Annotated in this window: 27 protein-coding genes and 1 pseudogene; 14 read left to right on the forward strand and 14 right to left on the reverse strand. The window is 59.3% G+C overall.

The genetic code is table 11. The features are described from left to right. Positions 1 to 531, reverse strand: a 531-nt coding sequence (locus tag FXB38_RS35715; RefSeq protein ID WP_246230384.1) for a tyrosine-type recombinase/integrase, incomplete at its 3' end; no start/stop codon positions are given. Beyond that, positions 515 to 760, reverse strand: coding sequence for a hypothetical protein (locus FXB38_RS44170; RefSeq protein WP_246230386.1), 246 nt, complete (start codon positions 758 to 760; stop codon positions 515 to 517). The genes FXB38_RS35715 and FXB38_RS44170, both read right to left, overlap by 17 nt. A gap of 924 nt (positions 761 to 1,684) precedes the next feature. On the opposite strand from FXB38_RS44170, the gene FXB38_RS44175 reads away from it, so the two are divergent. Further along, the gene (locus FXB38_RS44175) at positions 1,685 to 2,269 is read left to right on the forward strand and encodes a hypothetical protein (protein ID WP_246230388.1); all 585 of its coding nucleotides are present in this window, start codon (positions 1,685 to 1,687) and stop codon (positions 2,267 to 2,269) included. 215 nt (positions 2,270 to 2,484) lie between these two features. Beyond that, on the forward strand, positions 2,485 to 3,267 hold the full coding sequence (locus FXB38_RS35730) for a response regulator transcription factor (protein ID WP_148755641.1): 783 nt from the start codon (positions 2,485 to 2,487) through the stop codon (positions 3,265 to 3,267). Positions 3,268 to 3,302: 35 nt separating this feature from the next. Here FXB38_RS35730 and FXB38_RS35735 read toward each other — a convergent pair whose 3' ends face one another. The 4 genes from FXB38_RS35735 to FXB38_RS35750 all read right to left on the reverse strand — a co-directional run bounded on the left by FXB38_RS35735 (position 3,303) and on the right by FXB38_RS35750 (position 8,809). Beyond that, positions 3,303 to 4,775: an HlyD family type I secretion periplasmic adaptor subunit gene (locus FXB38_RS35735; protein WP_148755642.1), complete on the reverse strand. Its 1,473-nt coding sequence runs from the start codon at positions 4,773 to 4,775 to the stop codon at positions 3,303 to 3,305. Beyond that, positions 4,772 to 6,508 carry a type I secretion system permease/ATPase gene (locus FXB38_RS35740; protein ID WP_148755656.1) on the reverse strand — a complete coding sequence of 579 codons (1,737 nt, stop codon included), beginning with the start codon at positions 6,506 to 6,508 and terminating at the stop codon, positions 4,772 to 4,774. Before FXB38_RS35740 ends, FXB38_RS35735 begins: the two co-directional genes overlap by 4 nt. A 141-nt stretch (positions 6,509 to 6,649) precedes the next feature. Continuing rightward, entirely contained in the window at positions 6,650 to 7,108 is a 459-nt protein-coding gene (locus tag FXB38_RS35745; protein WP_148755643.1) for a hypothetical protein, read from the reverse strand. A gap of 249 nt (positions 7,109 to 7,357) precedes the next feature. Further along, positions 7,358 to 8,809: a hypothetical protein gene (locus tag FXB38_RS35750; protein ID WP_246230392.1), complete on the reverse strand. Its 1,452-nt coding sequence runs from the start codon at positions 8,807 to 8,809 to the stop codon at positions 7,358 to 7,360. A gap of 441 nt (positions 8,810 to 9,250) precedes the next feature. Between FXB38_RS35750 and FXB38_RS35755 the strand changes: the two genes are divergently transcribed. Next, positions 9,251 to 9,511, forward strand: a complete 261-nt coding sequence (locus tag FXB38_RS35755; protein WP_187435369.1) for a hypothetical protein — start codon at positions 9,251 to 9,253, stop codon at positions 9,509 to 9,511. 312 nt (positions 9,512 to 9,823) lie between these two features. Here FXB38_RS35755 and FXB38_RS35760 read toward each other — a convergent pair whose 3' ends face one another. Continuing rightward, the gene (locus FXB38_RS35760) at positions 9,824 to 10,054 is read right to left on the reverse strand and encodes a hypothetical protein (RefSeq protein ID WP_148755645.1); all 231 of its coding nucleotides are present in this window, start codon (positions 10,052 to 10,054) and stop codon (positions 9,824 to 9,826) included. 778 nt (positions 10,055 to 10,832) lie between these two features. Between FXB38_RS35760 and FXB38_RS35770 the strand changes: the two genes are divergently transcribed. Further along, positions 10,833 to 11,354: an alpha/beta fold hydrolase gene (locus FXB38_RS35770; protein ID WP_246230394.1), complete on the forward strand. Its 522-nt coding sequence runs from the start codon at positions 10,833 to 10,835 to the stop codon at positions 11,352 to 11,354. A gap of 407 nt (positions 11,355 to 11,761) precedes the next feature. Here the strand turns inward: FXB38_RS35770 and FXB38_RS35775 are convergent, their stop codons facing one another. The 4 genes and pseudogenes from FXB38_RS35775 to FXB38_RS35790 all read right to left on the reverse strand — a co-directional run bounded on the left by FXB38_RS35775 (position 11,762) and on the right by FXB38_RS35790 (position 16,326). After that, positions 11,762 to 12,721 (reverse strand): formylglycine-generating enzyme family protein, encoded by a 960-nt coding sequence (locus FXB38_RS35775; RefSeq protein WP_187435370.1) that lies wholly within the window; start codon positions 12,719 to 12,721, stop codon positions 11,762 to 11,764. 358 nt (positions 12,722 to 13,079) lie between these two features. After that, a pseudogene (locus FXB38_RS35780) lies at positions 13,080 to 13,787 on the reverse strand (sulfatase-like hydrolase/transferase); the annotation flags it as partial. 274 nt (positions 13,788 to 14,061) lie between these two features. Continuing rightward, positions 14,062 to 15,783 (reverse strand): arylsulfatase, encoded by a 1,722-nt coding sequence (locus FXB38_RS35785; protein ID WP_148755657.1) that lies wholly within the window; start codon positions 15,781 to 15,783, stop codon positions 14,062 to 14,064. Positions 15,784 to 15,966: 183 nt separating this feature from the next. Then, entirely contained in the window at positions 15,967 to 16,326 is a 360-nt protein-coding gene (locus tag FXB38_RS35790; RefSeq protein WP_148755647.1) for a helix-turn-helix domain-containing protein, read from the reverse strand. An 897-nt stretch (positions 16,327 to 17,223) separates the two neighbouring features. On the opposite strand from FXB38_RS35790, the gene FXB38_RS44940 reads away from it, so the two are divergent. From FXB38_RS44940 to FXB38_RS44950, 3 genes are read left to right on the forward strand one after another with little or no spacing between them, the layout of a single operon-like run. Beyond that, positions 17,224 to 17,697 (forward strand): hypothetical protein, encoded by a 474-nt coding sequence (locus FXB38_RS44940; RefSeq protein WP_347340259.1) that lies wholly within the window; start codon positions 17,224 to 17,226, stop codon positions 17,695 to 17,697. Positions 17,698 to 17,718: 21 nt separating this feature from the next. Next, positions 17,719 to 17,931, forward strand: a complete 213-nt coding sequence (locus tag FXB38_RS44945) for a transporter (RefSeq protein ID WP_347340260.1) — start codon at positions 17,719 to 17,721, stop codon at positions 17,929 to 17,931. 7 nt (positions 17,932 to 17,938) lie between these two features. Next, positions 17,939 to 18,241: a transporter gene (locus FXB38_RS44950; protein ID WP_347340261.1), complete on the forward strand. Its 303-nt coding sequence runs from the start codon at positions 17,939 to 17,941 to the stop codon at positions 18,239 to 18,241. Positions 18,242 to 18,348: 107 nt separating this feature from the next. Here FXB38_RS44950 and FXB38_RS45150 read toward each other — a convergent pair whose 3' ends face one another. After that, positions 18,349 to 18,720: a helix-turn-helix domain-containing protein gene (locus FXB38_RS45150; protein WP_148755658.1), complete on the reverse strand. Its 372-nt coding sequence runs from the start codon at positions 18,718 to 18,720 to the stop codon at positions 18,349 to 18,351. A gap of 390 nt (positions 18,721 to 19,110) precedes the next feature. Here FXB38_RS45150 and FXB38_RS43205 point away from each other — a divergent pair, with 390 nt between their 5' ends. From FXB38_RS43205 to FXB38_RS45155, 3 genes are all read left to right on the forward strand, one after another. Beyond that, positions 19,111 to 19,281 (forward strand): hypothetical protein, encoded by a 171-nt coding sequence (locus FXB38_RS43205; RefSeq protein WP_187435371.1) that lies wholly within the window; start codon positions 19,111 to 19,113, stop codon positions 19,279 to 19,281. Positions 19,282 to 19,575: 294 nt separating this feature from the next. Then, complete coding sequence (locus FXB38_RS35805) at positions 19,576 to 19,977, forward strand: hypothetical protein (RefSeq protein ID WP_148755648.1); 402 nt, start codon at positions 19,576 to 19,578, stop codon at positions 19,975 to 19,977. A gap of 231 nt (positions 19,978 to 20,208) precedes the next feature. Beyond that, complete coding sequence (locus FXB38_RS45155; RefSeq protein WP_430640209.1) at positions 20,209 to 20,418, forward strand: GCG_CRPN prefix-to-repeats domain-containing protein; 210 nt, start codon at positions 20,209 to 20,211, stop codon at positions 20,416 to 20,418. A 164-nt stretch (positions 20,419 to 20,582) separates the two neighbouring features. Here FXB38_RS45155 and FXB38_RS35810 read toward each other — a convergent pair whose 3' ends face one another. Both FXB38_RS35810 and FXB38_RS35815 read right to left on the reverse strand, forming a co-directional pair. Next, the gene (locus FXB38_RS35810) at positions 20,583 to 21,599 is read right to left on the reverse strand and encodes an AraC family transcriptional regulator (protein ID WP_148755649.1); all 1,017 of its coding nucleotides are present in this window, start codon (positions 21,597 to 21,599) and stop codon (positions 20,583 to 20,585) included. Between the two features lie 219 nt (positions 21,600 to 21,818). After that, complete coding sequence (locus FXB38_RS35815) at positions 21,819 to 22,808, reverse strand: HAD family hydrolase (RefSeq protein ID WP_246230398.1); 990 nt, start codon at positions 22,806 to 22,808, stop codon at positions 21,819 to 21,821. Between the two features lie 338 nt (positions 22,809 to 23,146). Here FXB38_RS35815 and FXB38_RS35820 point away from each other — a divergent pair, with 338 nt between their 5' ends. The 4 genes from FXB38_RS35820 (at position 23,147) to FXB38_RS35835 (ending at position 26,470) form a co-directional block, all read left to right on the forward strand. Continuing rightward, positions 23,147 to 23,950 carry an LssY C-terminal domain-containing protein gene (locus FXB38_RS35820; protein WP_148755651.1) on the forward strand — a complete coding sequence of 268 codons (804 nt, stop codon included), beginning with the start codon at positions 23,147 to 23,149 and terminating at the stop codon, positions 23,948 to 23,950. Positions 23,951 to 24,012: 62 nt separating this feature from the next. Next, positions 24,013 to 24,330 carry a hypothetical protein gene (locus FXB38_RS35825; RefSeq protein ID WP_187435372.1) on the forward strand — a complete coding sequence of 106 codons (318 nt, stop codon included), beginning with the start codon at positions 24,013 to 24,015 and terminating at the stop codon, positions 24,328 to 24,330. 263 nt (positions 24,331 to 24,593) lie between these two features. Further along, complete coding sequence (locus FXB38_RS35830) at positions 24,594 to 24,884, forward strand: hypothetical protein (RefSeq protein WP_148755653.1); 291 nt, start codon at positions 24,594 to 24,596, stop codon at positions 24,882 to 24,884. A 116-nt stretch (positions 24,885 to 25,000) separates the two neighbouring features. Continuing rightward, positions 25,001 to 26,470, forward strand: a complete 1,470-nt coding sequence (locus tag FXB38_RS35835; RefSeq protein WP_148755654.1) for an arylsulfatase — start codon at positions 25,001 to 25,003, stop codon at positions 26,468 to 26,470. Positions 26,471 to 26,503 lie beyond the last annotated feature (33 nt).

Raw genomic sequence — 26,503 nt, forward strand, 5'->3', positions numbered from 1 at the left:
CGTTCCGAGCAGCACCTGGATCACCCTGATATCGATGTCCTGCTCGAGCAGGTGGGTGCCGAAGCTGTGCCTTAAGGTGTGGAGCGAGACGCGCTTGTCGATCTCGGCCGTCTGGGCCGCGGCATAGCAGGCTCGATTGAGCTGGCGCGTCGTCATTGGCTGCACGCGGTCACGCCCTGGAAACAGCCAGCCTTGCGGTCGTGCCGCCCGCCACCAGGTCCGTAGCAGTTCGAGCAGACGCGGAGACAGCAACACGTAGCGGTCTTCGCGGCCTTTGCCTTGTTCGACGCGGATCACTATGCGCTTGCTGTCGATGTCGCCGATCTTGAGCGAAATCACTTCGGCGGCGCGCAGGCCCGCACCATAGCCCACGCTCAGCGCCGCCTTGTACTTGAGCCCCGGCGCAGCATCGAGCAGCCGCGCCACCTCCTCCGGACTGAGCACGACCGGCGGCTTGCGGGGCTCGTGGAGGAACGTCGTGTGCTCGATGATGTCGGTGCGCCTGAGAGTGACCTTAGAGAAAAAACGCAACGCAGCCACGGTGTGATTGAGGACGGGGATGTGCGCGCCGTTCTCCGCCAGATGCAATTGAAAGCGTCGGACGTCCTCGAAGCTTGCCGTATCGGGCGAGCGGCCAGGGGAACGCAGTAAAATCCCTGATCGTGCGGATGTAGCCTTGCTGGGTCTTTGGCGTTAACTTGCGGATCGTCATGTCTTCGATCATGCGCAGCCGCAATGGGCTCATGGCCTCGTCGGTCATGGGGATGCTCCTGTCTTGAGTGAAGGTTGCGAACCCCTCATCTCAGGACAGGACGTCCCGTTGCGCTATCGTCTTGGCTGTGCTGCCAGCCGCGGCGCCCTACCGCGAGAGCGGTTTAGTCCTCTGAGGATTGGCGGCACTTGGCAGGCCATCCGATGCGCCATCCAATGTCCGCTACAAGCGTGGAGCGGAGCGACGGAGATGTGTCTGCCGGCACCGAAGACTTGCGAAGCAATTCGACCGTTAGTGGGCCGTTCGATGAAAGAAGGTTGAGAGCGATGTCTGGGCTGTTGGCGCGATAATCCCGCCGAATCTGCGATCAAAAAGGAGAGACTCTCGCCAGATCGAATGTGCAGAGGTAGTTGGAGGGCCACCGAAACAGATTACGAACGGCAAAGCGAGGCGTTTCTGGTGCGGTGCTTCACAGGTGATGAAATGAAAACATGATAAGTGAATGATTTACTGGTGGGCCCGGCAGGACTCGAACCTGCAACCAGACCGTTATGAGCGGTGGAATATTGGTCAGCTTCGTCGATCTTCCTGCGTCTTTGTTCGAGTCCAAGTGCTCTCGTTCCGCTTCGTTCACGCCGTTTCTGGTGCGAAACTGGTGCGGTGCTCCGAAACTTGCCTGAAGGGACCAAGTCGGCAATCGGCAGCGTTGGGTGGCGCAAACCTTCGGACGAACTCGCAGGTTGCAGAACGGTCCAAGAGCGGACCAAATCGGCCATGATTGCTTTCACGATTGGCCTTTTGCGGTCATCTCGGCACGGGTCTGAAGCCCGATCTAATCCGCCCATCCAGGCATGGGCCGGACAACGGCGCGCGCTTAATGGGCGCTTAATGCTTTTGCGCAACAGATAGATCACCAGCGCGGAATTAGTCCTAGTTACGAGTGCGAGCCGAAGTCCCGAGGAGGGGAATCGGATGGGACTGCTTTTTGCCGGAGTGCTGGCAGGAATCCTGATCGGCTTTGGCTGGTTCGCGCCTTCCCGGGGGTATTTCCTCGGGTGCGCGTCACGACCCTGTTTCGACAGGGTCGCGGTCGCCCAACCCGCGCAGCCAATGCCGACGGCGTTGGCGCAAGAGCCTGCGGTTGTCAGATCGAATTCCGCAACGCCGGCAGGGCCCGGCAAGACATCAGCTCCGAAGAAACGGGGATCGACCGATCTTGCCAAAGCGGCGTCCCCGCGGACGATGGTCAGCGTCCCGGCACCCGAGAGGACTGCGGAAATGGCGGATCCTGCTCTGGACAAGGCGAAGGTTGCGATCGCGACGCAGATGGGGGATCCGGAAACGGTCGAATTCAGCGACGTGAAGCGCGCAATGCGAAAGAACATACTTGGACGCCGCTTGGATACGATTTGCGGGCGCGTGAAAGGAAGAAGCGCGTCAGGCGGCGAGACTGGAGAGAGGCCGTTTCTGTATCTCGTGAAGGAGGATGAAGCATATGTCGTCGACGGCAAGTCAGGGTCGGCGGCCTCAACGGCGTATCGAAATATCTGCAATTAGGGGATGCGTCGACTGCGCCACCGCGCGGTACACGTCCCCAATGATTTGAGCGGAAAGAATTTCCACCCAGGTGTCAAGTGATTCCGCAGTGGATGCGGCACTAACGGCGGCACTGCGCCGCTCTCGTGATGATGCATTCGGGACGAACGCAGCAGCAGGGGAGACGCAATACGGAATGGGAATATCGCGGAAGTTCTTTTCATCTCGAGGACATCATGCACGACATAACCAACACTTCAAAACGGCTCAATGAATCGCTTCATTTGCCGGTTCTGGTGATCATCGAGCCCCTCCTTTTGCCTCGTACATGCATTCTGCACGTCCTCAGGAGGGAGTTGGACGAACTTGAGATCCTTGACATGGCAACGGTCCAAGGCCTGGACTGCACGTCAGCCCGCGATGTTCGTCTGGTGATGCTGAGTATCGCGGACAAGCCCATCGGCGATCCCTCGGTTGAAGACGATCTCGCCTTCGTTGCGGAGTGTTGTCCCAACGCCGCCACTGTGGTCCTGTCAAACCATGACGACGAGCCGACCGTGCAGGCCGCTATGCAGCGGGGCGTGCGCGGCTTTCTTTCCACCTCGCTACCGATCGAGATTGCCATAGCTGGCCTGCGCCTTGTTCTTGTCGGCGGCGCCTATAGGCCGTTGCCCGTGGCCGGGATGAACAGGTTACCGGGTTTCGAGCCGCCGGATGCGCGCGGGCTTGCGCCCGCATATCTGATGAACGAGGGAACCAGAGTGGCTATCGACAGGAGCGTGACCGATCTCACGCCTCGTGAGCAACAGGTTCTGGCGGAACTGGAGCTCGGTCTGCCCAACAAGCTGATCGCCGCCAAATTGGGCCTCTCGGAAAGCACAGTCAAAATGCACATTCAGCATATCATGAGGAAATGTGCCGCGCACAATCGCACGGAAGCCGTCCTCCGCTGGCGCGGCCGGTTGCCAGCGCAGAGTCGCGATGACGACCCCGGCGCGGCTCTAATGCCGGAGACCTGAAGCATGATGACGATTCATCCGAATCTCATCGCGCTTTAGTCCTCTCTGAATGCACCACGGAAGCTGTCGAGCAGGGGCCTGAGCGCGTAGAGAGCCACGGTGCCGCGCCCCGTCGTGATGAACACTTGAACCGGCATGCCGGGGACGATCTGGATGTCGTTTGCCGCCTTCTGCCCGTCGTCGATCCGGATCCTGGTCGCGTAGTACGGCTGGTCGGTACGCTTGTCGAGGAGCCGGTCTGCGGAGACGTGCACGACGGTTCCCTTCAAGCGAGGCACGCGACGCTGATTGTACGGTACGAGGTGAACCTCGGCAATGAGGCCGGGATGAACCACATCGATGTCCTCGGGCCTCAGGCGCGCGGTCACGATGAGACGGTCTTGCCGGGGCACCAGGTCCATGAGCGGGGCACCCGCTCCGATGACGCCGCCGGCTGTATGAATCCGCAGATCGGTTATCACGCCGTCCTCGGGCGCCTTGACCTCCGTTCGCGATAGCTGATCCTTGGCCGCAAGCAACCGCTCGCGGAGCTGGAATATCTGGTTCTGTGCTTCACGAAGCGACTGTGCGATCTCGTTCTGCCTCTCGCTCTCGAGCTTGAACAATGTGGCCTGCTGTTCGCTGATGACCTGCCCGGCGCGGGAAATCTGCGCGGCGAGCTCGCCGCGGCGGCCCTCAACGTCGGCCAGCTCCCGCTGCAAGTTCAGAAGCCGCGGCCGCCGTTCGAGCCCCTTGTTGACGAGTGTCGCGACCATATCCAGTTCCTCCCGGACGATGTCGATCCGCTGCCCGGTGGCGGTTTCCTGAGCCTTGAGACCTTCGATCTCCTTCTCGACTTGACGCCTTCGTTCGCGAATGACCGCAAGCTGCGACTCGTGAACCTGCAGGCGTGCCTGAAAAATGAACTGCTGCGCCGACACTGCAGCGGCGGCCACTCCGTTCTGCCTGCTGTCCTGCTCCAGCGCGTCCGGAATTGCGATCTTCTCGAATCTCTGCTGCTCGGCTTGAAGCCGTGCGGCACGAGCAGCTGCATCCCAAAATTGGCCTTGGAGGCTTTGCATCTCCGAGCCGGCCCGGGTGTCGTCAAGCACGATCAGCGTTTGGCCGCTTCGCACGATATCGCCATCCGAAACCAGGATCTTCCTGACGATACCGCCTTCCAGATGCTGGATTGTCTTGCGGCTCGATTCCGATTCCACGACGCCGGTCGCGATCGCGGCGCTCTCGAGCGGCGCGAGGCTCGCCCATGTACCAAGCCCCAGCATGAAGCAGAGCACCAGCAGATTGCCCGCGACGGTGATGCCGCGAAGCCTTCCGCGCGGAGAGGTCGGCGTGGGCGTCAAACACCATGGAAATTCCAGAGGTTCGAAATCGTCGATTGCGGTCACCACGACGCCAAATCGGCGGGCGGGCGAGGGGCTCGCCGGCGCTCGCACGAGCTGGTCCCAGATCATGGGCAGTCTCGAGACGGCGGGAAGCTTCCAGACGGTGAGAGAGTTCCAGGTCATGGCGCAATCTGCGAAGTAACCTGGGGGCGGCTCAGGTGCCGTTCAAAGATGTCCTCGCTGTCGCCGAACGCGGCGACCGCACCGTCCTCCATGATGGCAATCTTGTCCGTGGCGGCGAGAAGACCCATCCTGTGGGTGACGACGACAAAGATGACGCCTGCGAGCTTCATGCGCTCGATGGCATCCAGGAGCATTCGCTCGCCCCCGTAGTCGAGGCTGGCGTTGGGTTCGTCGAGAACGATGAGGCGTGGACTGCCGAAAAAGGCGCGGGCGAGACCGAGGCGCTGCCGATACCCGCGCGAGAAGGTTGCTTCGCTCTGAACCACCGTGTCGTAACCCAGCGGCAGGCGCATGATCGCTCCATGGATACCGACGAGCTTGGCCGCTTCGATGACCTTCCGCCGGTCGGCATCTTCAAGGCGTGCGATGATGTCGTTGATCGTGTCGCCGAGGAGGTTGATGTCCTGGGGGAGATATCCGAGGCGGTCGCCGTTTCGGCCCTCGCGAAGCAGCGAGACGTCGGTATTGTCGAGGACGACGCGGCCATGCGTTGGCATCGACAGCCCGGCGATTACCTGGCCGAGCAGGGACTTGCCCGACCCGGACGGACCGATGATGCCGAGGCATTCTCCGGGCATGAGGCTGAACGTGATGCCGTTCAGCAGAAGATGGTTGGTCCCCGCAAGCCTCACGCCAACATTGTCGACGACGAGGCCGCTGCGCGTCTGTAGCGGAGAAACCTCCGCGCTCTGCTGCCGAGCAACGGGGAATGCGGCGAGAAGTGCGCCGAGCCGCTGACAGGCGCTCACGGCCATCACGAGTGATTTCCAGCCTGCGACCGCACTTTCGACCGGCGCGAGCGCCCGGCTGAACATCAGCGTGGCAGCAAAGATGATTGCCGGACTCTTCCCGTGATCGAGCACGAGCCACGCGGCAGCCCCCATGATCAAGACCTGCGACAGCGCGCGAACCGGCTTGGCGGCCAGTGAGACGATCTCGCCTCGCCGGAGTGCCACATCGTGCTCTCTGCGCGCGTGCTGCGCGTCACGGTGGATCATGCGCGCAGCGTTGTCGAACATTCCCATAGCGCGGATCATGTGGATGTTGCTCGCTGCAGTCTGGAGGCGGCCGCAGCTTCTGGACAGCGCGGCGCCGGATCTGAGCAGAACGTCTTCCTTGACCAGCTCTCCGGCAACCGTGAGCGCGAACAGGAAGACGACGCAGCAGGCGCCTACCACGCCAAGCAGGGGATGGATCAGAAAGAGGACAAGGAGGAACAAGGGCGCCCAGAGCGCGTCGAACAGCATCGTACATGCGCCGGACTCGACGAACTGGTGCAGCACGGTGAGATCCCGATATGCGCCCGACGCCTGCGTCCAATCGCTGCGAAGCGCCGATTCGAGGCCGGCCGAGAGCACGCAAGGACGAAGGCGATCGTCGAGCCAGGCGCCAAGGCGTCCAAGGACGGCGCGCCGCAATGCATCGAACACGCCGCCGACGACCACCGTGATCGCGACAATGAGCGTGAGCAGGAGCAACGTGTCGCCGCTCCGGCTCGACAACACCCGGTCGTAGATCTGAAGAAGATAGATGGAGGGCGCAAACAAAAGCAGGTTGTAGCTGCAGCTATAAGCGAATACCAGACCGAGCGGTCCGGCGCAGGACCGGAGGGCCGCGTGCAGTGGCGTCCCGATCTGCGGCAGGATAGGCAACCGAATGGGCGGTATCAGCATGATCGTCACCGCCTGAAATCGAGGTCCGGCGCACTTGACCGACGGCCAACGCCATCTGCCAACGGTATCAGCGGGGTATTGGCTCGAACTTCAGGACCGGTGGCGGCGGCCACCGGTCCTGCCAGCCGGACGGGCTGGTGGTCAGAACGTATCGAGATGGAAGCTCACTTCGCCGCCCAGCGCGGCGTTGCCGTCTCCGCCATGTCCGCCGATGCCGGCCACGACCTCCTGGTGCTGGTCCACCGAGACCTTGTTGATCTGGGTCGCATCCGTGTTGGCGTATACCTTGGAGGTATCGTAACCGCTGTAGGATTTCTGGCTTCCGTTCGACTCGGCGTCGCCGCCATGGGCCTTCGAAAACCACGAGGCCTTCGCGTTGGCGCCGCCGGCATCCCAATCTGCCGTCTGTTTGACATGATCGCCGGTGTTCACGTGCACGTCGGCACCGACCGCCTTGTTGGTCGGATCGAAGTTGAGCGTCGGCTTACTGATGATGGCGCCCTTGAAGGTGCCGTCGCCGCCATTTCCGACGTTCTGACCACCGGTGCTGATCGATTTGAATTCGATCGAGTCCGAGATGTTGATCGCTTTGGGCATCATGTTGCCTCCCTCTGTTGGCTTTCGTGCATCACATCCCGATCAGGCGGACGCGCGCGGCAAGTCTGATCCGCCCACGCGCGATGGCGATAGATGTCAAATCGGACACCATCCGGCCTACGTACGAAAGTATAACATTCGTCGCGCGACACCGGAGCTCGAAACATCTGGGAGGGCCCGCACGGCGAGCTTGCATGCGCAGGGTGTCGACGCAGCTCGCGATCAGGCTTGTGCGAGCGGCGCGATGTGTCGCTATCCCATCAGGTGAAGATCCGACAGAAGATGGGCGGAAAGATCGCCACCCAGCGCGAGATTGCCGTGGCCGCCGTCCCCGCCAACACCGGCGATCTGGACCGCACTCTGGTCGATGTGCACGTTGTTGACCTGGTCGGCTACGGCTGTCGAATGGGGACCTGCGATTGCGATGTTGATGGGTGCATAGATCGCGACGCTGACATCGATCAGGCTGCCGGCAAAATATCCGTTGCCGCCATTGCCAGCGCCGTTCGAACCGGTCGCGATCGTGTCGGAGCCGCCCCACAGGCTATGGGAAAGAAAGCTTGCATGGCCGCCCGCCGCGGCGCTGCCGTTGCCGCCGTGCCCGCCAATGCCGGCGATCTGAATGATGGATTGATCCACGTAGGCGTCATTGGTCTGGACCGAATGAGCGTTGGAGCCATAGCTCGCGACTGCGATGTTGATCGGGTCGTACACCACGACGGAGGAATGGACGAGCCCGCCGTAGAACGCGCCGTCGCCGCCATTGCCGGCCTGGCTTCCGCCGGTTTGAACGTCCGGGACGCCCCCTCCGTTGCTTGACCCCCAACTGGGGTCGAGCGTCATGACGCTGCCGCCGGCGGCCACGTTGCCATTTCCGCCACTTCCGCCGACGCCCGCGATCTGGGTGGCCGACTGATCGATGTCCACCGTGTTCGATTGACTTGCATGCGCAGTGCCGCCCGAGCCCGCCACGGCAATATTGATCGGATGATAGATCACCACGGGAGCGTCCACGATCGCACCCGAGAAATAGCCGCTGCCGCCATTTCCGGCGCCGTTGTCGCCGCTCGCGATCACGCCGGCGCCTGAGGACGTACTGACGCTCCCTCCCGATGCAATGTTGTCATTGCCGCCATGGCCGCCGACGCCGGCCATCTGAGAGGCGGATTGAGCGACATTCAAATTGTTGGACTGGTTGGCCCGGGCGACCGAGCCGTATTCCAGGCTCACCGAGATGTTGATCGGTTCATAGATCAACAGGGACGCGTGAATGATACTTCCGTAAAAGTAGCCATCTCCGCCGTTCCCGGCCGTGTTCGCTCCGCTCTCGACCGTAGCAATGCCCATCCCGGGATGTGATGCGCCGGAATCGGGCGTGGTGGACGAAACATCCAGGCCCGCCGCAGCGTGGTTGCTGACGTGGCCGCCCGTGTCGACCCCCGATGTGGAATGTTTGGATTGAACCGGGTCGGAGTCATGATGCTGGGTATTAGCGCTCGCGGGGTGCGCTTCAGTACCTGCAGATTGACCTAACAATTGACCTGCAAACGGGCCGGGACCATGGACCTGGGCGCCACCGCCGACCGCCTCGGTTAGGAACGGGGCGCTCGGTGCCGGACCCGCTTCGTCGTCACCATCGTACCCATCGTGCCGATGAGAGGCGTGATGCAGCCGGATACCATCCGACATCCGCGAAAAGTCCATCGTAGCCTCCCTCATCGCAATCGCTCCACGCAATCGGACGGGTTCTGCACTCCAGACAGAATGTCATCCCGGGAAGGTCGAAAGCCCAGTCGTCAGTTCGGATATAGCGCTTCGTCCGGCAGCCGTAACATCGGCTACATCCGTTCGGGTAAAGCCCCTGATGTCCTGGTGGGCCCGGCAGGACTCGAACCTGCAACCAGACCGTTATGAAGAACGCGCGACCTCGCGGGTGCAGCTACGTTGGGGCAGGTTGTTGACGGCGTCCGTTTCCTCCAAGTCAGGCAATACCTAAAATTCGATCGATCTGATTAGGCGGACCTTATGCCCGATCCAAAGTGGCGGGAATGATTTACCGCGTGTTCAGGTCTAAGTGGTGTCATTGCCCATTCCTTTGAAATCCCGCTTTTGTCGTTCGATTATTTTCGAACTGCGAGCGCATCAATGGCTGCCATCACGTCATTCTTGGCCGAGTTGGACGAAGCAGTTGCGAGAGGAAATCCCGAGAGTTGTCTGCGGGCGCTCTGGCATGCGGCAGACATCCTGATCGCCGGCACTTATTCCGAGGAGCAGATCTGGACTTTCGGTGAGGTCATCGGTCGTCTCGCGCAGGAGATTGAAGCGAGCGCGCGGGCGAAGCTCGCAGGAAAGCTCGCATGCAGCCCAAACGCGCCCTATGCGTTGACCCGGCAGCGAGGAGTTTGATTTCGGAAGCTTGGGACACATTCGGCAGGAGCAGACTTGCGCCCACGGCGATAATAGATCGCGCTTTCATGACGTCCTCCCTGTAGGGCTGCTTCCCCAGGGTGCGAGCATGACCGTACGTCATCGTGGTGTCTATCTCGACTGGGTCTTCAAGACGTCGTCAGCCGGGCTTGAATCCGCTGTTGGCCCATCAACGAAGTCGCGTCCCGCCTAGTTGAGGTCCGCTGGGCGAGGCATGCCAGACTCGATTTGCTCAGGTTGAGTTCTTCGCATTTTAACCCGGGGCGGACTCCACTAGCCATTTGCGTCAGTTTACGCGGCCCGTTCCTTGTCTGATTTTTCCTCTACGCTGGTCGCGGTTTCTTCCAATCCTTTTTGGTAGCTGTCCGTGAACCTCTCGATACTATCTGCCCACATCCTCAGGAGTGAGACTTGAAAGTGCACAATCGGCTTCAAGGCATTCATACCAGTTGCTGTCGCTGCGGCGATGCGCCTTTGCGGGTCGCGCGCGAAGGGGTTTGCGTTAGCGCTGTTGTCTGTCATGCTGTCGCTCCTTCGCTCTGATGCTATGTCTCAAAGCTAAGTGTCTAGTTTTGCACTGCGCGATTCTAAACGCTTGGCCAAAGCTTAATCTGCCAGCGATGCTGGCACATCGGTCGTCATGCAATTCGTCTAGTTTTTCAAGTAAACAACTGCCGCTATTTGCAACAGAGCAAAATAAAATCATGTTCGCCGGTATCGCGAAGAGTGGCGACGTAGCGATAGAGGGATGAACGCCTCTTATCGCTCTCACTGACGCCGCTGTGGAGCAGCAAGTAGTTCCGCCAAGCGAACGCACATGCCCCTTCTATGGCCTGAGAAGTCATGGGCACCTCCCAAAGGTCAGAGAAAGACTGACGACCAGTTTCGTTCCGCCGATCCCGCAGATGTAGCCTTGTTCCGTAGCTGCGCCGCAAGGTGTTAGCGCGGGGAGATCGGTGCTGCGGTCGGCGACGTCGAGGACGCAATCGGTCACGCGGTTGCCCCGAATGACCATGCGTGTTCCCTTGGCAATGAGACTGCAGAACAGGCCGACTCGAGGGCATATATTCCGTCGACATCCGAAAATTCTGTTGAATAGGGGTAGACCGGAGGTGACCGGTGGCCTGCCAGACCGTCGCTTTCGACCCCGAGCGGTCGTTCGGTTTCAGATCGGGCTTGATCCTTTCGGTCCTACGAACAACAATCGGTTCCCGATGTTAAGGTGTTGCCAATGACTGATTTTGCATTGCCCGAAACGCGTTAGGCACTCAGCGGTGACGTCAACGTTGCCTATCAGGTGATGGGCGATGGACCCGTTGATCTTATTTTGGTCCCGGGCGTTGTGTCGCACGTCGAGTTCCTGCACGAGTTAACCGGATACACGGCTTTCTTGCGCCGCCTGGCGACCTTTTCCCGCGTCGTGACGTTCGACAAAAGAGGCCAGGGATTTTCTGATCGAATGTCCGGCGCTCCTTCCCTCGAACAGCGGATGGACGATGTGCGCGCCATCATGGACGAAATCGGCTCGCGCCGCGCTGCACTGATGGGGTTCTCTGAAGGTTGCCCGATGGGAGTGCTGTTCGCTGCAACTTATCCCGAGCGCGTCTCGCATCTCGCGCTTTTTGGTGGATTTGCCCGGGCCGCTGACCGCATGCCTGCCGATGTGTGGGGAGCAAGCCTTGTGGAGCGCGTAAAGAATTGGGGCACGGGAGAAATGCTGAAAACGGTCGCTCCCAGCCAAGCAACGAGCCCGGACGTGATCACCCAGTTCGGCAAGTTCCAGCGACTGTCGAGTACCCCGGGGCTTTCAAGACGATCCTGACGTTGACTCGCCAAATCGACGTCACTTCCATCCTTCCGACCGTACGTGTGCCGAACCTCGTCGCCGGCAGCCAAGGCAGCCATTGCAGCGATTGTGCGGGCCGCCGGTGAGATCAACGTGTAGGCGCCTGGCCGTCTTTTTCAGGTACCTCGTGGCCGGCGCCCCCTCGATCCTGTCGTCGGGCGACGCATCGGAGCTGTTAACAGCAACCCCGCGCTGGACTTTCACAGCACACCGGACAGCATCGACGGCACCCAAACTCGACCAGCATTCCATCGCCGGTAGTCTTGACGACGCGCCCACGATTTGCAGCTCTTGTAGGATCGATGAGAGTATCACGGATTGTTTTAAGTTAGGCCAGCGCGCCTTCTTCTCACGGTCCATCAAACGGCCGGCGCAGGTTATCGTCAACTTGCGTTGACGCGCCCACTGAGCTTCACCGTGCTCCTTCTCAAGCTCCCCCTGGAAATACACCTGAACCCGACATGGCTGGCCGACGTGTCGATCGGCTCGGCATGACGTGCCGCCGGCCGGTAGCGGCGGCAATAATTCGGTGCGCACAGGTGCGAGCCGCCCTTGAGCACCTTGCGTGGAATCTTGATCTTCGGGTCACGCGGATCATAGCTCGCGCCCTCCGGGCCGCCGCGGGGGTTCTGCGGAATGCAACATGCCTTCGGCGCATCCGCTTCATGCTTCGGCGAATACCAGTCGGTCGTCCACTCCCAGACGTTTCCAATCATATCGTACAGGCCGTAGCCGTTGGCCGGAAATGCAGTGACCGGCGAGGTTCGTTCGAAACCGTCGGCTGCGAGATTCTCATGCGGGAAATTGCCCTGCCAGGTGTTTGCCATGTGCTTGCCAGCAGGCGTTAGTTCGTCGCCCCACGCGAATTCGGCGTCGTTCAATCCGCCGCGCGCGGCGAGCTCCCATTCGGCTTCGGTCGGCAATTCCTTGCCGGCCCATTTGGCGTAGGCTTCGACGTCACGGTAAGCGACGTGAATGACGGGATGGTCATCGAGCCCGCGGATATTGCTGTGGCGGCCATAAGGCCGGCGCCAGTTGGCGCCGAATGCGAACGTCCACCATTCGCCCCAGTAACGCAGGTCAACAGCCTCCTTGGGCGGAGTGAAGACAAGCGAACCGGCCTTGAGCATGTGGGGCAGAGCGTTGGGATAATCCCTCGCGTCGGGCGTCACCTCGGCAAAGGTGACGTAGCCGGTCGCATTGATGAACTCGCCGAACTGGCGGTTGGTGACGGGCGTCCGGTCTATCCAAAAGCCATCTACCGTGACTCGATGGACCGGCGCTTCCTCCGGGTAGTGCCTGTCCGAGCCCATGCGAAAAGTGCCGCCTGGCACGTATACCATCCCCGCATCCGCGGGACGCGTGAGCGATGGACCCGGATGGAATTTCGTATGGGTGAAATTCATTTTAGACTCCGGCCCTTTCCAACAAGCGCCCATCATTTCGACGACGATACTGCCCGAGCGGCGGCCCTCATCACTATGCGAATTCGGCAGAAATGCCGATGGCGGGTTATCGCAGTTGTTTCCCGTGCCCGTGGAAATTATCGATAGAGTTACTTGGCGCCCAGGATAGACTGGGGGTTAGGTCACGAGCTTGAGACCCAGGCACGCTCCGGCAAAACTTTGAAGGAAAAGCCGCCAGGTACTCGACTGCTCAGGCAGCAACGCGAATGTCGGCCATGACGAGAGTCTCCCCCTGCTAATTATTGGCCGGCGGTAATCGCAGCTTTTCCATCGCCTGTTCGACCGAAAACGAACCTGGTCTTTGCCGCGGCGGAAATTGCACGAAACTCGCAAGGTGCTGGCCACGATCGCCTGCGCGGGAACGACGACGAAGGCATGCTCGATGAACCATCGGACGTAGTCGCCGGACTCATGCTGGGCCCGTTCAAACGGATCGGATTTCAGATTATACAGGATAGGCAAGCGGAGCTGAATCATCGGCTGCTGCCAGACACTGAAGCCCTCAGCCTTTTGCTCCAGGAACACCGCCTTCCACTGATCATAGCGCAGGCCGGCGAGATTGCCGTCGTCTGTCCAATAGAAAATTCGCGGCGCTTATCCGGTCCCTTGCGGCTGAGAAGATCGCGCTGGTCATACCCGTCGAGGTGAACCTTGAAAGTCTGTCCGGCTGCATCGTAGCCCTGCAGAAGCTTCTCCTTGACAGCTGGCTCGCCGGCCGCCGCGACTAGTGTCGTTGCCCAGTCCTCCGCGGAGAAGACTTCGTTGATCTCGGTGTGCGCGGGCACCAGTCCGGGCCAGCGTATCATCGCAGGGACGCGATACCCGCCCTCCCAGTTCGTATTCTTCTCTCGCCCCTAAACGCTGTGGTGCCGCCGTCCGGCCAAGTGAATGTCTCCGCACCGTTGTCGGTCGTGTAACCGATGTCGTCCGCCATAATGACGAGAATGTTCGGCTTCTGCGGCTGTTGGGCCAAGGCAGAGCCAGCGGTCGTTGACCCGATCGCGGTCAGCGCGGTCAGACTGAGCAGCCCCGATCGAAGCTTGTTTGCAAGGCTCATGGAGTATTTTCCCTGGATTCTTCATAGGACCGGGATCGTTTCGAACGAGAGGCTGCGTTTGGTCGCGTGCAGCCCGATGCGTAACCCCGCTGGTGAGATCTTGGAAAGTGGCCGGCCATTCGGGCCGGCCACTGATGTTGGATGTGGGCAACGCTCTCAGTTACTCGCTCTGATGACCGGCCTTCTTCATCTCTGCGAGGATGCCGTCGAGATTATAGGTCTCCGGCGCCTGCATCGGAGGGAAGTCCTTGTACGAGAAGAGTTCCTTTTCCCAGAGCAGTTGGCCGAGGGGCAGGATATTCCAGTCGTAGAGGTAGGCTGTGCTCGGCGAGCCGATCGAACCGGCATAGCCCAGCAGCGATTTGGCATCGGAGCCGACCGTCTGCTCGAATGGGTCACGCTTGATGTTGGCGACCTGCGTCCAATGGAAGCTTTGCGCTCCGAACAACCCGCCGGTCCCGGTGTCCGGCACCATTGTGTAGTACATCTTCCAGTTTTTGTAGCGCACTGCCGATGGCTGCGAGCCGGTGTAGTAGAAGAAGACCTCGCGCGCCGACTTGTCCGTGCCTTCGAGATAGGCGCGCTGATCGACGCCGTCGAGCGTCGTCTTGACGATGCCGGGATAGCTTCCGGCCTCGATCTGCTTCTTCAAAGCGTCGCCCTTCGGGCCCCCGCCGATGTCGACGAGCGTTGGCAGCCAATCGAGTGCCGACATCATCTCGTTCTTGACTGTGCCAGGCTTGATGTGGCCCGGCCAGCGAACGACCAGGGGAGCGCGCATGCCGCCTTCCCAAGTGGTCAGCTTGCCGCCCTTGAAAGGGGTGGTGCCGCCGTCAGGAAAAGTGATGTTCTCGGCCCCGTTGTCGGTCGTGAAGACGATGACGGTATTGTCGAGCTGGCCCATGTCTTCGAGCTTCTTGAGGACATAGCCGATATTGTCGTCCATCTGCTTCATGCCGGCCTCGTTGAGGCCCCAGTCCTTGCCACCCGGCTCGCCGATCATCGCCTCGTATTTCGGGGGTAGCACAGTCGTAATGTGCATGCGCGCCGGGTTGTACCAGACGAAGAACGGCTTGTTGGTCTTCTTGGGATCGTTGCGATCAAGATAGTCGATGACCTTGGCCGAGATTTCCTCGTCCACGCCTCGTGATCGGTCGAGCGTCAAGGGACCTTCGTCCCTGCAGGTCTGGTTTGCTTGCGAGCCGTCCGACGATTTGCACGCAAGCACCGGTCGCGGCGGTGTCAGACACGTCGTTGTTCGAGGATCCACGGCACCGGGGACATCGGTGAGGCCCGGGACCGGGGTTGCCCTGCACGGCGGCGCAATGCCTTGCACGGTCGGGCTCTTGTTAATGTCGGGGAAACTCACCCCCTGCATCGCGTCGAGGTGATACAAATAACCCCAGAACTCTTGGAAACCGTGCGCGGTTGGTAACGCCTCGGGATTGTCACCAAGGTGATTCTTGCCGAACTCGCCGGTGTTATAACCGAGGTCGAGCAAGAACTTGGCAACGGCGGGGGTACCGGGCCGCAGCCAGGACGGGCTGCCCGGCAACTGCGGGGGTATCATGCCCGTGCGAAGCGGATGCATTCCGGTGAAGAAGGCGTTGCGCCCGGCGGTGCAGCTCTGCTCGGCATAATATGTCATGAAGAGCGCACCGTCGTTTCCGATGCGATCGATGTTTGGCGTCTCGCCAACCATCAGACCGCGATGATAGATGCTCGGCTGCATGATGCCGATGTCGTCACCCATGATGAAAAGAATGTTGGGCTTGCCAGATGATCCTTGTGCGACAGCCGGCAAAGTGACTGCTGGCAAGCTGGCCGCGGCCAAGGCTGCGGTTGAAAATAGCTTATTTCTTAGACTTTTACTGATTTTCATCGCTTCAGCTCCTATCTTCAAAATCGTGATGGGTGAACAGGCAGACTTTCGAAGTCCGGCAGGCTGCTGCAAAAAAGGATGTCATCGGGTGGCGGCACGCGCGCCGCTCGACGCTCCCTTCGAGGTTAACCTTCCCAAGCTTGCCTTGAGCGCGCTATGCGAATTCGGCAGACCGTCGCTCAACTATTCCGTTCCGTTTGAAACGCGGCGCAGTGTTGATGATGGGGTTTCACCAAAAACGGCGCGATAAGCCACGGCGAAGCGCCCAAGCTCGGTGAACTGATGATCCCGCGCAATCTCCGAAACACTTGCCGTGTCCGGGTTGGCACGCCTCAACGCCGATCGCGCCCTGTTCAACCGCCGCAACAAATGGTATCGGCCCGGGCTAATACCCAGAAATTCCGCGCAGCAAAGTCGCAAGGTTCGCTCCGGCACGCCGATGGTGGCGCAGAGCCCTGACAGATTCAAATGGCCCTCATTCCGTACCGCCAGGGCCTCTTCGAAGCGAGCCATGATGTCGGCATGGCGTCCCTTCCACTTCAAGAGTCTCTCGGCGTTCTCCGTGGACAGGCAATCCACCAACGCATTCAGCAGGTCCTGCTCGAGTAATCGCGTAACCCGAGGGCTCGCGAACAATTCTTCTCGAGTTTCAGCGAGACGACATGCCCTTGAAAGCTGACTCAGCAACAATCTGGCCGCGCCACGTGGCGGCACTATTGCGAAACTCTCCGATGGAGCTCTGATACTTTTGCCGATCAAGGTCTTGCTGCATGCGGCCAGTTCCTCGCGTGGAAGCGTTATGACGCACCAGTCCCCGTCCCCCCTGTCCGCTGATGCGCTCGCTCGCCGAGCGAATGGAAAATCAGGTCGCCTCGATTCAAACCGTGCCCGCAATAGATCAAGCCGGGCCGCCCGCTTACGGGAAACGAGATGTGCACTTGAGTCGGAGGCAATGCGACAAAAGAAATGTGCGGCAGATTCTCCCGCCCCCTCAGTACATGCAGCCTGCCTAGCTTCAACCGGGTGAGGCGTCCTTTGAACTCTCCGCCTGCCGTGACAAAGAGATCGACCTTCGCGGCCTTGATGGCAGCGCAGTACTCGTCAGGACTGGCAAACGTGGCCGTGCCGTTCTCCGCCATCCGAATGTTTTCATATGAGGCACGCCGCCGTCGCTATGGGCCGTCCCACGCACGCAGCATGCAAGCTCGGCCACGATCCGCCTATGCAACTTCGGAAAACCGAAGTCCCCCAGACGTCTTGTCGCACCGGGACAGCCCGCCCGGCTCGGCGGGTCCGTGTCCAAAGTGTTGCGCGGGCACATCAGCGGCGAACAGTTGGAGCCTTTTGCCGTTTTTGCATAGGATCCCCCGGGGCCACAGGTAGCATGGGAATCGACCTTAGCGGGGAGCGGGCAGATGCAACGCGATCGTCTGAAGCGGCTTGCGGCTTGACGTCGGCGCAATCGGTGCGTCCCCAGGTTTCCCGAGCCGACGAAAGTGGCGTTTCGTTCTGGCTGCCTGGACAGGTCAGCAGTCTACCGGCAGCATGCAATCGGCGCCAGGCTGGTCCATGGGTAGCGTCTATTATCGCACCAGTGTAGCAGGATCCGGCTCCGTCGCAGCGGCGCGAGAGATTCAAATTGGCCGGTTCGCCCCGAACGTCAACGTCAGCTTCAATGCGAGCTTGAATGCGCAAGCCGATCTCCTGCTTCTGAACCTGACTTACACCTTCGGCACCCCGGTCCTCGGCGGCCAATTGGCGATCGGCGTAACCGGGATATTCGGCCGTTCCGCCGCGACCATCGACGGAACGCTGACGGCCAATATCGGAGGATTTGCCGCAACCCGGATGGGAAGCTTCGGAGATTCGATTACGTCCGTCTGCGATCTCTATCCGATGATCACCATGAAGTGAAATTCCGACGTCAACAACTACATGACTTACGCGACGGGTGACATTCCGGTCGGCGCTTATGATCCGAGCCGTATCGCCAATCTCGGTATCGGCCACGGCGCCATCGATACGGGTGGCGGTTACACTTATTTGAACCCCGCCACGGGCGTAACACTGTCCGGCGTTGCGGGACTTACCTACAATTTTCAAGAATCCCGACACGCAGGTTCAAAGTGGAATCGATTTCCATTTTGACTGGAGCGTGGCCCAGGTTCTTTCGAAACAGACCTTCGTGGGTTTCGTCGGATACGCCTATCAGCAGATATCGGACGACACAGGTGGAAGTCCGCTCCTCGGCGGCTTCAGATCCCGTGTCCTCGGCGTGGGCCCGCAGTTCGGGTATATCTTTCCTGTTGGGGACATGCAGGGATATCTCAACGTTAAGGCACACGGGGAGCTCAACGCGGCAAATCGGCCGTCCGGTTGGAATACCTGGCTGACGTTCGCGATTTCCCCAACCGCAGAAACGAATGCGAAGCCGACCCGGCATCTCGTGACGAAATAGCGTTGGCATCGAGCAGGCTGCATGCCAGCAGGTAGCCCTCCGCTTTCGCTAAGACCTGAAACTCGCCATCCCGGGATGATCAACGTTGGCGAACCCAGCTCCGAATTTCAGACCGTTCCTGTCAGAGACGAGGGACGATTTGATCTATTGTCGCGGCGCTCCGGCCGGCGCTGCAGGGTCACGGACGGCGACTCGCCGAACAATGCGCGATAGGCAACCGCGAATCGTCCCAACTCCCAGGAGCCATGATCCGTAGCGATTCTGGTCACCGTCGCCGTCGAACTATGCGAACGCAGCAGCGCTCGCCGGACGAGATGCATTCTGCGCAATGCGAGGTAGCGGATCGGCCCCATCCCAACATGATCTTCGCAGGCGGCACGAAGGGTGCGTTCGGCTGCGCCGACAGCGGCGCAAATTTCTGCCGGATATAACGGCGTGTCGGAGTTTTCTTCCAGGAATTCTTCGAAACGAATGCAAATTCTGGATCCAGAGTTGGTTGAGGGTGACCTCCGTCAATTCGGCGCGAAACTGCCCCTTCTTCGTGGGGTAGACCTGCCAGTCGGCACCATGGGATCACGGCCTGGTAGCTCAATGGATCATCGAAGCTAAGGATCTTGCTCCAAGGCACGTTCAAATCCATTAGTTCGTTTACGCAGAATGAATGGCAATAAACGTTCATTATCAAGAACAACAAAACTGAAGGCTATGCAGAAACGGCAAAAAGCATGAGAATTTGAGAGCGTCTGCCGAATCTGCATTGCCCCATGACAAAAGTGCGACAAATTACTCGAGCGGGACAAACAAGACATCCGGGAACGCCTCGGGCCAGCGTTGGTTGGGCAGACCAGACCGATTGCCTAAGGACCGGGATGCACGAGGATCATTTAACCATCGATCAATGCGACGAAATTGCGAACGCATTGCGTGAAGATGCCGCCCGTCTACCGTCTGGATCGGATCAGCAGCAGCTGTTGCAGCTGGCGGAAAGATATCGCGCCCTCGCCGAACTGAAGCGAATGGTTCTTCGTCTTGTGAATTGACCGTGTCCTATCGGACAACGACGTCCAATCCCAGGCGCCTTGGTGACACGCCGACGTCGCGCGATGCCGCATCTCGGGCACGCCGATAATGTTCTCTTACAGCGAACTTTCGGACCGCCTGCCTAGAACATCAGCAGTAGAATCTAAGCACAATGGTTCTCCGACAAATGTCTCGAACGGCTCAACTCAAACTCCCCCTTGCCGAAATTGCATAGCGAGATTCCGGCGATCCTCCATAGTGCGTCATCAATATGATGCCCAATGGCCCGACATCTGGCAACGCGGGAGAAACAGATGAAACCCATAAGATTCATTCCGACGCTGGTGTCCTGTTGGATTGCCCTCGGGATTCCAGCAAACGCGCTCGAAATAAATGGCGCCTGGGCCACTTCCCCGTCCTCCTGCAGCCAGGTTTTCATGAAGAAGGATGGCGCGATTTCCTTTAGGCAGGACTCCGACCAGTACGGCGGGGGGTTCATCCTGGACGGAGACAGGATTCGAGGGCAGATGCAGACCTGTACCATCAATAGGCGAAAGGAAGACGGCAACGTCATTCATATGATCGCCAAGTGTGCAGATGACATCATGACATCGAATATTCAATTCAGCGCGAAAATCATCGACGGGAACACCATCGCTCGAATTTTTCCGGGAATGCCAGAATTCACTCTGAGCTATTCGCGCTGCGCGATGTGATTGATTCGACGGTTGACTCGCTCAAGGCAAAATCTCCCGACTTGTGGCCGAATCTATCGATGCGTCTGCCCTGCATGGCGCGCTACCTCATAACCGTGAACCGTTGCACATCAACGTCGTTGGAGGAGCGAAAACAATGGTGAAGACAGCTTCAATTTTGGCCTGCGGTCTGATTTCTGCGGCTTTTCCATTTAGCGCGCCCAAGCTTTTCGCGCTTCGCCGGCTTCTCAAATGTCGACGGCCGATATCGTCCAGGTGCGCGACTTCTGCGGCCTCGGCTTTTATCGCAATCCTTGGGGCGCCTGCGTTCCGAATGGCGTACCGTATGGCTACATCGCGCCTGTGGTCGTAGCGCCTCCCGTTGCCGTCGCACCACGCGTCGTTTGTCCCCACGGATATCACTATTACGCTCCCTACAACCGCTGCGTCCCCGCTCCATAATCTCCAGATCCAACGCGAGAGACGTCGCACAGACACCGTACCGCGATGGTGGTGTCGAACCCAAGGCTCACCCTCAGTTAAAGGCCTTGAGCGATCTCATCCAGCGACCGGCGCGTGTCGCGACCCTCGCGGGATCGCGCTCTGCAAATTTCAAGCGGAGATCCTCAGCAGCTCAGACTGATCACCGGTAACGCACAATTGGGCCGACGGGTGATGTCGGATTCCTTCAAGGTATTGTCACAGGACCGACGCAGCGACTCCGACGGCGACTCGTCAAACAGAGCTCGATAGGCCACCGAGAAACGCCCAAGTTCCCAGAAACCGTGATCGATTGCAATTCGGGTGACGGTCGTCTTCGAGGGGTCCGCCTGCCGAAGAGCGCGACGGACAAGGTGGAATCTCCGCATCGAAAGAAAGCGGATCGGTGCCATCCCCAGTTGTGCTTCACAGGCGGCCCGCAGGGTTCGCTCGGCTACGCCGATCGCCGCGCAAATTTCTGTCAGGTATAATGGACGGTCAGGATGGCACTCAAGAAATTCCTCGAACCGAGCCATGATCAGGTCGTGACGTCGACCTCCCGTAGTCATTTTTTGCGTTTGGCCCTCGGTGAGGCACCGGACTATGACAAGGATGAAGTCCTCCTCCAACGCACGGATTACGCTGGGGAAAGAAAGAATGTCGGGCGCAGTTCTGGCAAGTTGGACAGTCATTGCATGAAGGTTCAGCAGCCGGGACATAAGCTCGGAGGGTGGTCTTACAGGATGCTTCCGGGCTAGTGCGGCAAACTCGTGGCCGGTTACCGCGTTGTAAAGAGCTTCGAAATCATCACTCGACAGCGACATCGCCCCCCAATCGCAGTCGGCTTCGGTGCGCCGAAACATCAAATCGGTGTCGTTGATGACAATGTCGCCAGGCAAGACCTGCGTGCCGCAATGCTGCATGGCCGGCTGATTCGCCCTGGTAAGAAAGCCGAAGGCGGCACGACGTGGCTTGACCGCGCCTGTGCAGATGCGCGGCAGATCCTCATGTGCGGCGTGAACCCACAGCTTGTTCATGCCGACTTGCGTCAATTCGGCGTGAAATTTGCCTTTCACCGCAGGAAGTAGCTCGATATCAATCGATTGAAATGCCGCCTGATACGAAATGGAGTCAGTAAAGCTAAGTACCCCGCTCCAAGGCATTACTCTTCCTCCAGGATTTACCGACAACAACGATCTACCGATCGTCAAAAAACAGGGGCGACCGTCAAATGGGATTTCCAATCACTACCTAACTGCATGATCATTTTGCACGTATTGGATGTGGGCGGGGCTTGATCTATCTCAAGGAATAGCGCGAAGCTGAAGAGTTTTCCGGGTACGGAGAGCATCATCTGTGCCTGCGAACCGGCTTGCCAAAACTTAACGCGGATCGAATGGAAAGATCACTTTCCAATCCTTCTTCATATCGATAACGGTCCATCTGTTAGCAACGGCCGCATCCAATGCAACGTCGAGACGTCCGAAATGGGACTGCCGATCGTAGGCATATTCGCGCACGGCGTCCGTGTGATGAACGATTGCCCCGAAGCGCACGCCATCGCTGATAGTCGTCCACTGAAGCATCTCGAGATCGCCGTCAGAGTTTCCGAACGCGGCAATCGGACGGCGGCCGATGGTCTCGTTAATGCCAACCGGCTTGCCCACCTTGTCGTCGATAAAATTCAAGTCGGGCAAACGGAATAGAGTGGGGATGCCATCGCGCATCTGAAAATTGGTCTTGATCGACGATCCAATTACCTGTTCAGGAGCAACACCGTACACTTTCTCGGTCCAGGGACGCATAAACTCGACACCGCCGCCCGATACAATGAACGTCTTGAAACCGTTTGCCCGCAGGTAGGAAAGCAATTCAAGCATCGGTTGATAGACCAGTTCGGTATAGGGCCGCTTGAAGCGCGGATCGCGTGCCGTGGTGAGCCAGTCCGTCACGATCTTTGAGAATTCATCGGTGGTCATGCCGGCATGCGTCATCATGATCAACTGAACGATATCGTGCTCGTCCATTTTGGCCGAGGCTTTGACGTCTCCCTCAAGGACCGACTGAAACGGCTCCATGTACGACCAGTCGGGATGCAGAGGTGCCATTGCCCTCAGCCGATCGAGTGCAAAAGCCAGTTGGACATACATCGGCTGCTCAACCCAAAGTGTGCCATCATTATCGAACGTCGCGATCCGTTCGGCGGGTGCGACAAAATCAGGCCCACCAACTTTAGTGACGCGGCCTACGAATTCGACGATGGCTTGCTTTGTCGGCGTGGCATTCCATGAAGGCAAAGGATCGACTTGGGCGAGCGCAGAAAACGACCAAGTCAAACCCAGCGCCAGCCCAAGGATCCCGCCAGCTATCATGCTCAGAGATTTGCACTTCATTGCCGAACTCCAGGCGCTACACCATGTGCTTTCGAACGGTGCTTTCGAACCCGCCGAAAGCGAAGCTTTAACGAATGGGCAGTTAGCGTCTATGCAATTCCGGCAGATTTGGCCCCGACGATCGAACGACAAGGATCCGTCATCCGGCGTCTCTCGATTTTTCGGCGGTTCTGGCCGTTCTTGCATAGTCAGCACTTTGGTCACTATTTAGAACGGATAACGTCAGCTCGTCATATTGGGGCAGTGATGCTTGCCTACTGGCACCACCACGCCGCCGCCGAACCTCCGTCTTTGAAAAGGCCGCGGGGAACAGTTGGATGAATTTTTCTGCGAGAGGTCGGCGATGGCTCATCGGTCTCGGGGTCGCTGCAATCGCCTATCTCTTGCTGGCTTACGTCCTGACGCCCGCTTTGTGGACGCACCATGAACACGAACCCGGCCTTGCCGATTTGCCCATGGTGACGCGTACCGCTGATGACATTCCCGGTGATGCGCTTAACGTGGGGTTGGTCGGCGACAAGGAAGACATCGCCCGCGCGATGCATGCTGCCGAATGGTTTCCCGCAGACGCGATTACCTTGCGGACAAGCATCGACATCATTGGCAGCGTCGTACTCGATCGACCGTACCACGACGCGCCGGTCAGCCCGCTCTACTACGATGGGAAAAAGCAAGGGCTCGCGTTCGAAAAACCAGTCGGCGCCAGTGCCGATCGCCGACACCATGTCCGCTTATGGCAGGTCCTTGAAAAGGGAGCGAGTGACCGACCGGTTTGGCTCGGGTCGATAACGTTCGACCGGGGAGTCGGGCTCAGCCACGACACCGGGCAAGTCACCCATCACATCGGCCCAGATATTGACGCCGAACGCGACTTGCTGATGCATGACTTGCGCGCTGCCGGCATGGTCGAGGCTTTTTTCACGATATCAGGAATAGGGCCAACCTTGTTTGCGCGGAATGGCGAGGGCGATCCTTACTATACCGATGGAGAAATCGACGTCGCACGTCTTGTCGTCGATGGCACCAAGAGAACCGATCCGCCAGTAACTCTGCCAGCACCGCCGCCGATCGCTCTTAAGGATCGGGTCTGGCACAGCGTCAGTTCCGTCATCGCGCAGTAAGATAAATCCGTTGCTCCATGAGAAGCATCCCTTGCCCGTCCGTACGAAGAGGCAAACCATTCATGGAAAGCTTGACACATTATCCCGTACTGGTATTCGCAGTGGCCTTTGTGTCGCTGTCACTTGCTTCATTGACAAGCGCCTGGCTGCGCAGGCGCCATTCTATCATGACCGACGAGCAGAAGGACGATTTGAGCCTCGTCCTTGCAGCATCCCTGACGCTGCTCGCCTTGATTATTGGCTTCAGCTTCTCGATGGCGACCAACCGTTACGATCAACGCAAAAATTTCGTGGAGGCGAAAGCCAATGCGATGGGAACCGAATATTGCGTGCCGGCTTTCTACCACCGGCAGATGCCGCAAGGGTGCGGGCGCTTCTGAGCGATTACACAAAGCAACGGATTCTGTTCTTTATCAATGCCGATGACGCGCGGCGAACACGAATAGACGAACGGATCAGTCAAGAGGAGGCCGACCTCTGGGCTGCAGTCCGAGGACCGGCCTGCGGCCTGATTGCCGACATCGATGCGCCGCGGCACGGGTTAATATACGTCAACCCGCAACCTGGAAAGCTTGTCGAGATCGTTCGGGCATTGACGTATACCGCTCCCTGATGCGACGGCGGCTCGGAGTGGGCACGATCCATGCTGACGATCACCGCAGGCATTCTTTCTTCCGTGCCGGAATCGCATAGCCTCTTAGACACCCTCCGGGCGAATATCGGCGCAGAGACCGACAAAGCGCCCCGCGGAGATAATTCCCATGACCAGGCGTGGCAAGCTCAACATACTTTTCGTCATTGCAGCGATGCTCCCGACATTCGCTTCAGCCGACGCCCCTCGCCGCCCGGTCGTGATCGCTCACGATGCGTACCGCAAGCCATTGCCGAGCGTCAGCAGGAAGGGCCAATTCATCCTGCGACAGGATTTGTTTGACCGTCGGAATCCAACCAACCTGCGATCAGACTGGCCAAGCCCGCCTGCCCAACCCGGCCAAATCTGAGCGGATGAGTCAGTCGGTCAGGTAACCCGGTTCAAGAACAGAGCGTAGGATGAGTATGATCGAAGGCATCAAATTCGGTTCGTTGGCGTCGCTTGTCGCGGTGACAGTTGCCTTTTCGCCAGTGTTGGCGCAACAGCCAAGGAAGCCCAATGTTGTCGTCATGCTCATGGACAATCTGGGCTATGGGGAATTGGGTGTTTACGGCGGTGGCCTGCTACGCGGTGCGGCCACACCGCGTATCGACGCACTTGCCGGTGAGGGGACGCGCCTGCTCAACTTCAACGTCGAGGCGCAATGCACCCCGTCCCGTTCCGCGCTCATGACCGGCCGCTTCGCGATCCGCTCCGGCACCTACGAAGTCCCCATCGGTGGCGTCCCCGACGGATTGACCCAGTGGGAAGTCACGATCGCTCAGTTGTTGTCGGGGCAAGGCTACGCCACCGGCATGTGGGGCAAGTGGCATCTCGGCAGCGCTCAGGCCCGGCTGCCGACCAATCGAGGATTCGACGAGTGGTATGGCATCCCGCGCACTTACGACGAGGCGATGTGGCCGTCGCTGGACGAGACCCGGAGCATGTGGCCATCGGTCGGCGACAAGCAGGGCTGGAGCGCCAGGTTGGTCGAGCCCGAGCCGATTTACGAAGCGCGCAGCGGTGAGATACCCCGGGTTGTCGCGACTCTCAATGTCGACAATCGACGGACCATGGAAGCCGAGATCACCAGGCGCGCCGTCGATTTCATCAAACGTAACGCAAGCGCCGGCAAGCCGTTCTTTGCCTACGTTCCATTTTCGCTGGTGCACATGCCGACGCTGCCGAATCTCGAGTTCGCCGGCAAGACCGGCAACGGCGATTGGGCGGACTGCCTCGCCGAAATGGACTACCGAACCGGTCAGGTTCTGGATGCCATCAAGCAGGCCGGCGTTGAAGACGATACGCTCGTCATTTTCACGAGCGACAATGGCCCGGAAGCCACCAACCCCTGGGAGGGCGATAACGGGCCCTGGCGCGGGACCTACTTCACCGCGATGGAGGGCTCGTTGCGCGCCCCCTTCATCATTCGGTGGCCGGGCAAGGTGCCCGCAGGCCGTGTGAGCAACGAGATCGTTCACATCGTCGACCTCTTCACGACAATCGCCCACGTCGGCGGCGCAGACGTTCCGAAGGACTGTCCGATTGATGGCGTGGATCAGCTCGACTTTTTCTTCGGCAAGCAGGAGGCCTCCAACCGCGAGGGCTTTCCCGCCTACGTCGCCGACCGGCTCTCGGCCGTGAAATGGCGTAACTGGAAAGTGCACTTGGTCTGGCAGGAGAATATGTATGCGCCGCCACAGAAATTGCCTTTGCCAAAGGTCATCAATCTGCTTACCGACAGAAAAGAGGAGCGGGATGTGGCCGCTTACAACTCGTGGGTCGCTGACCCGGCGATGAAAATCATCGGCGGGCTGGAGGAGAGCTTCAAGATGTACCCTCCGATCAAACTCGGCACCCCCGACCCCTACACGCCGCCGTCGCGGTGACCTCCTCGAGGACTAGTACCTCTGCACAGTGAT

This window comes from Bradyrhizobium cytisi, assembly GCF_008123515.1.
Taxonomy (GTDB): Bacteria; Pseudomonadota; Alphaproteobacteria; order Rhizobiales; family Xanthobacteraceae; genus Bradyrhizobium; species Bradyrhizobium cytisi.

Coding starts and splice junctions, on each gene's coding strand:
- FXB38_RS35835 (WP_148755654.1), top strand. CDS start 25,001: ATGAGTATGATCGAAGGCATCAAATTCGGTTCGTTGGCGTCGCTTGTC.
- FXB38_RS35770 (WP_246230394.1), top strand. CDS start 10,833: ATGGGCGATGGACCCGTTGATCTTATTTTGGTCCCGGGCGTTGTGTCG.
- FXB38_RS35755 (WP_187435369.1), top strand. CDS start 9,251: ATGGCTGCCATCACGTCATTCTTGGCCGAGTTGGACGAAGCAGTTGCG.
- FXB38_RS35785 (WP_148755657.1), bottom strand. CDS start 15,783: ATGAAAATCAGTAAAAGTCTAAGAAATAAGCTATTTTCAACCGCAGCC.
- FXB38_RS35810 (WP_148755649.1), bottom strand. CDS start 21,599: ATGCCTTGGAGCGGGGTACTTAGCTTTACTGACTCCATTTCGTATCAG.
- FXB38_RS44170 (WP_246230386.1), bottom strand. CDS start 760: ATGACCGACGAGGCCATGAGCCCATTGCGGCTGCGCATGATCGAAGAC.
- FXB38_RS35820 (WP_148755651.1), top strand. CDS start 23,147: ATGAATTTTTCTGCGAGAGGTCGGCGATGGCTCATCGGTCTCGGGGTC.
- FXB38_RS35825 (WP_187435372.1), top strand. CDS start 24,013: ATGGAAAGCTTGACACATTATCCCGTACTGGTATTCGCAGTGGCCTTT.
- FXB38_RS44175 (WP_246230388.1), top strand. CDS start 1,685: ATGGGACTGCTTTTTGCCGGAGTGCTGGCAGGAATCCTGATCGGCTTT.
- FXB38_RS35750 (WP_246230392.1), bottom strand. CDS start 8,809: ATGGACTTTTCGCGGATGTCGGATGGTATCCGGCTGCATCACGCCTCT.
- FXB38_RS35815 (WP_246230398.1), bottom strand. CDS start 22,808: ATGATAGCTGGCGGGATCCTTGGGCTGGCGCTGGGTTTGACTTGGTCG.
- FXB38_RS35830 (WP_148755653.1), top strand. CDS start 24,594: ATGCTGACGATCACCGCAGGCATTCTTTCTTCCGTGCCGGAATCGCAT.
- FXB38_RS35775 (WP_187435370.1), bottom strand. CDS start 12,721: ATGGTATACGTGCCAGGCGGCACTTTTCGCATGGGCTCGGACAGGCAC.
- FXB38_RS35740 (WP_148755656.1), bottom strand. CDS start 6,508: ATGCTGATACCGCCCATTCGGTTGCCTATCCTGCCGCAGATCGGGACG.
- FXB38_RS35805 (WP_148755648.1), top strand. CDS start 19,576: ATGAAACCCATAAGATTCATTCCGACGCTGGTGTCCTGTTGGATTGCC.
- FXB38_RS35730 (WP_148755641.1), top strand. CDS start 2,485: ATGCACGACATAACCAACACTTCAAAACGGCTCAATGAATCGCTTCAT.
- FXB38_RS35745 (WP_148755643.1), bottom strand. CDS start 7,108: ATGATGCCCAAAGCGATCAACATCTCGGACTCGATCGAATTCAAATCG.
- FXB38_RS43205 (WP_187435371.1), top strand. CDS start 19,111: ATGCACGAGGATCATTTAACCATCGATCAATGCGACGAAATTGCGAAC.
- FXB38_RS45155 (WP_430640209.1), top strand. CDS start 20,209: ATGTCGACGGCCGATATCGTCCAGGTGCGCGACTTCTGCGGCCTCGGC.
- FXB38_RS35760 (WP_148755645.1), bottom strand. CDS start 10,054: ATGACAGACAACAGCGCTAACGCAAACCCCTTCGCGCGCGACCCGCAA.
- FXB38_RS35735 (WP_148755642.1), bottom strand. CDS start 4,775: ATGACCTGGAACTCTCTCACCGTCTGGAAGCTTCCCGCCGTCTCGAGA.
- FXB38_RS44945 (WP_347340260.1), top strand. CDS start 17,719: ATGACTTACGCGACGGGTGACATTCCGGTCGGCGCTTATGATCCGAGC.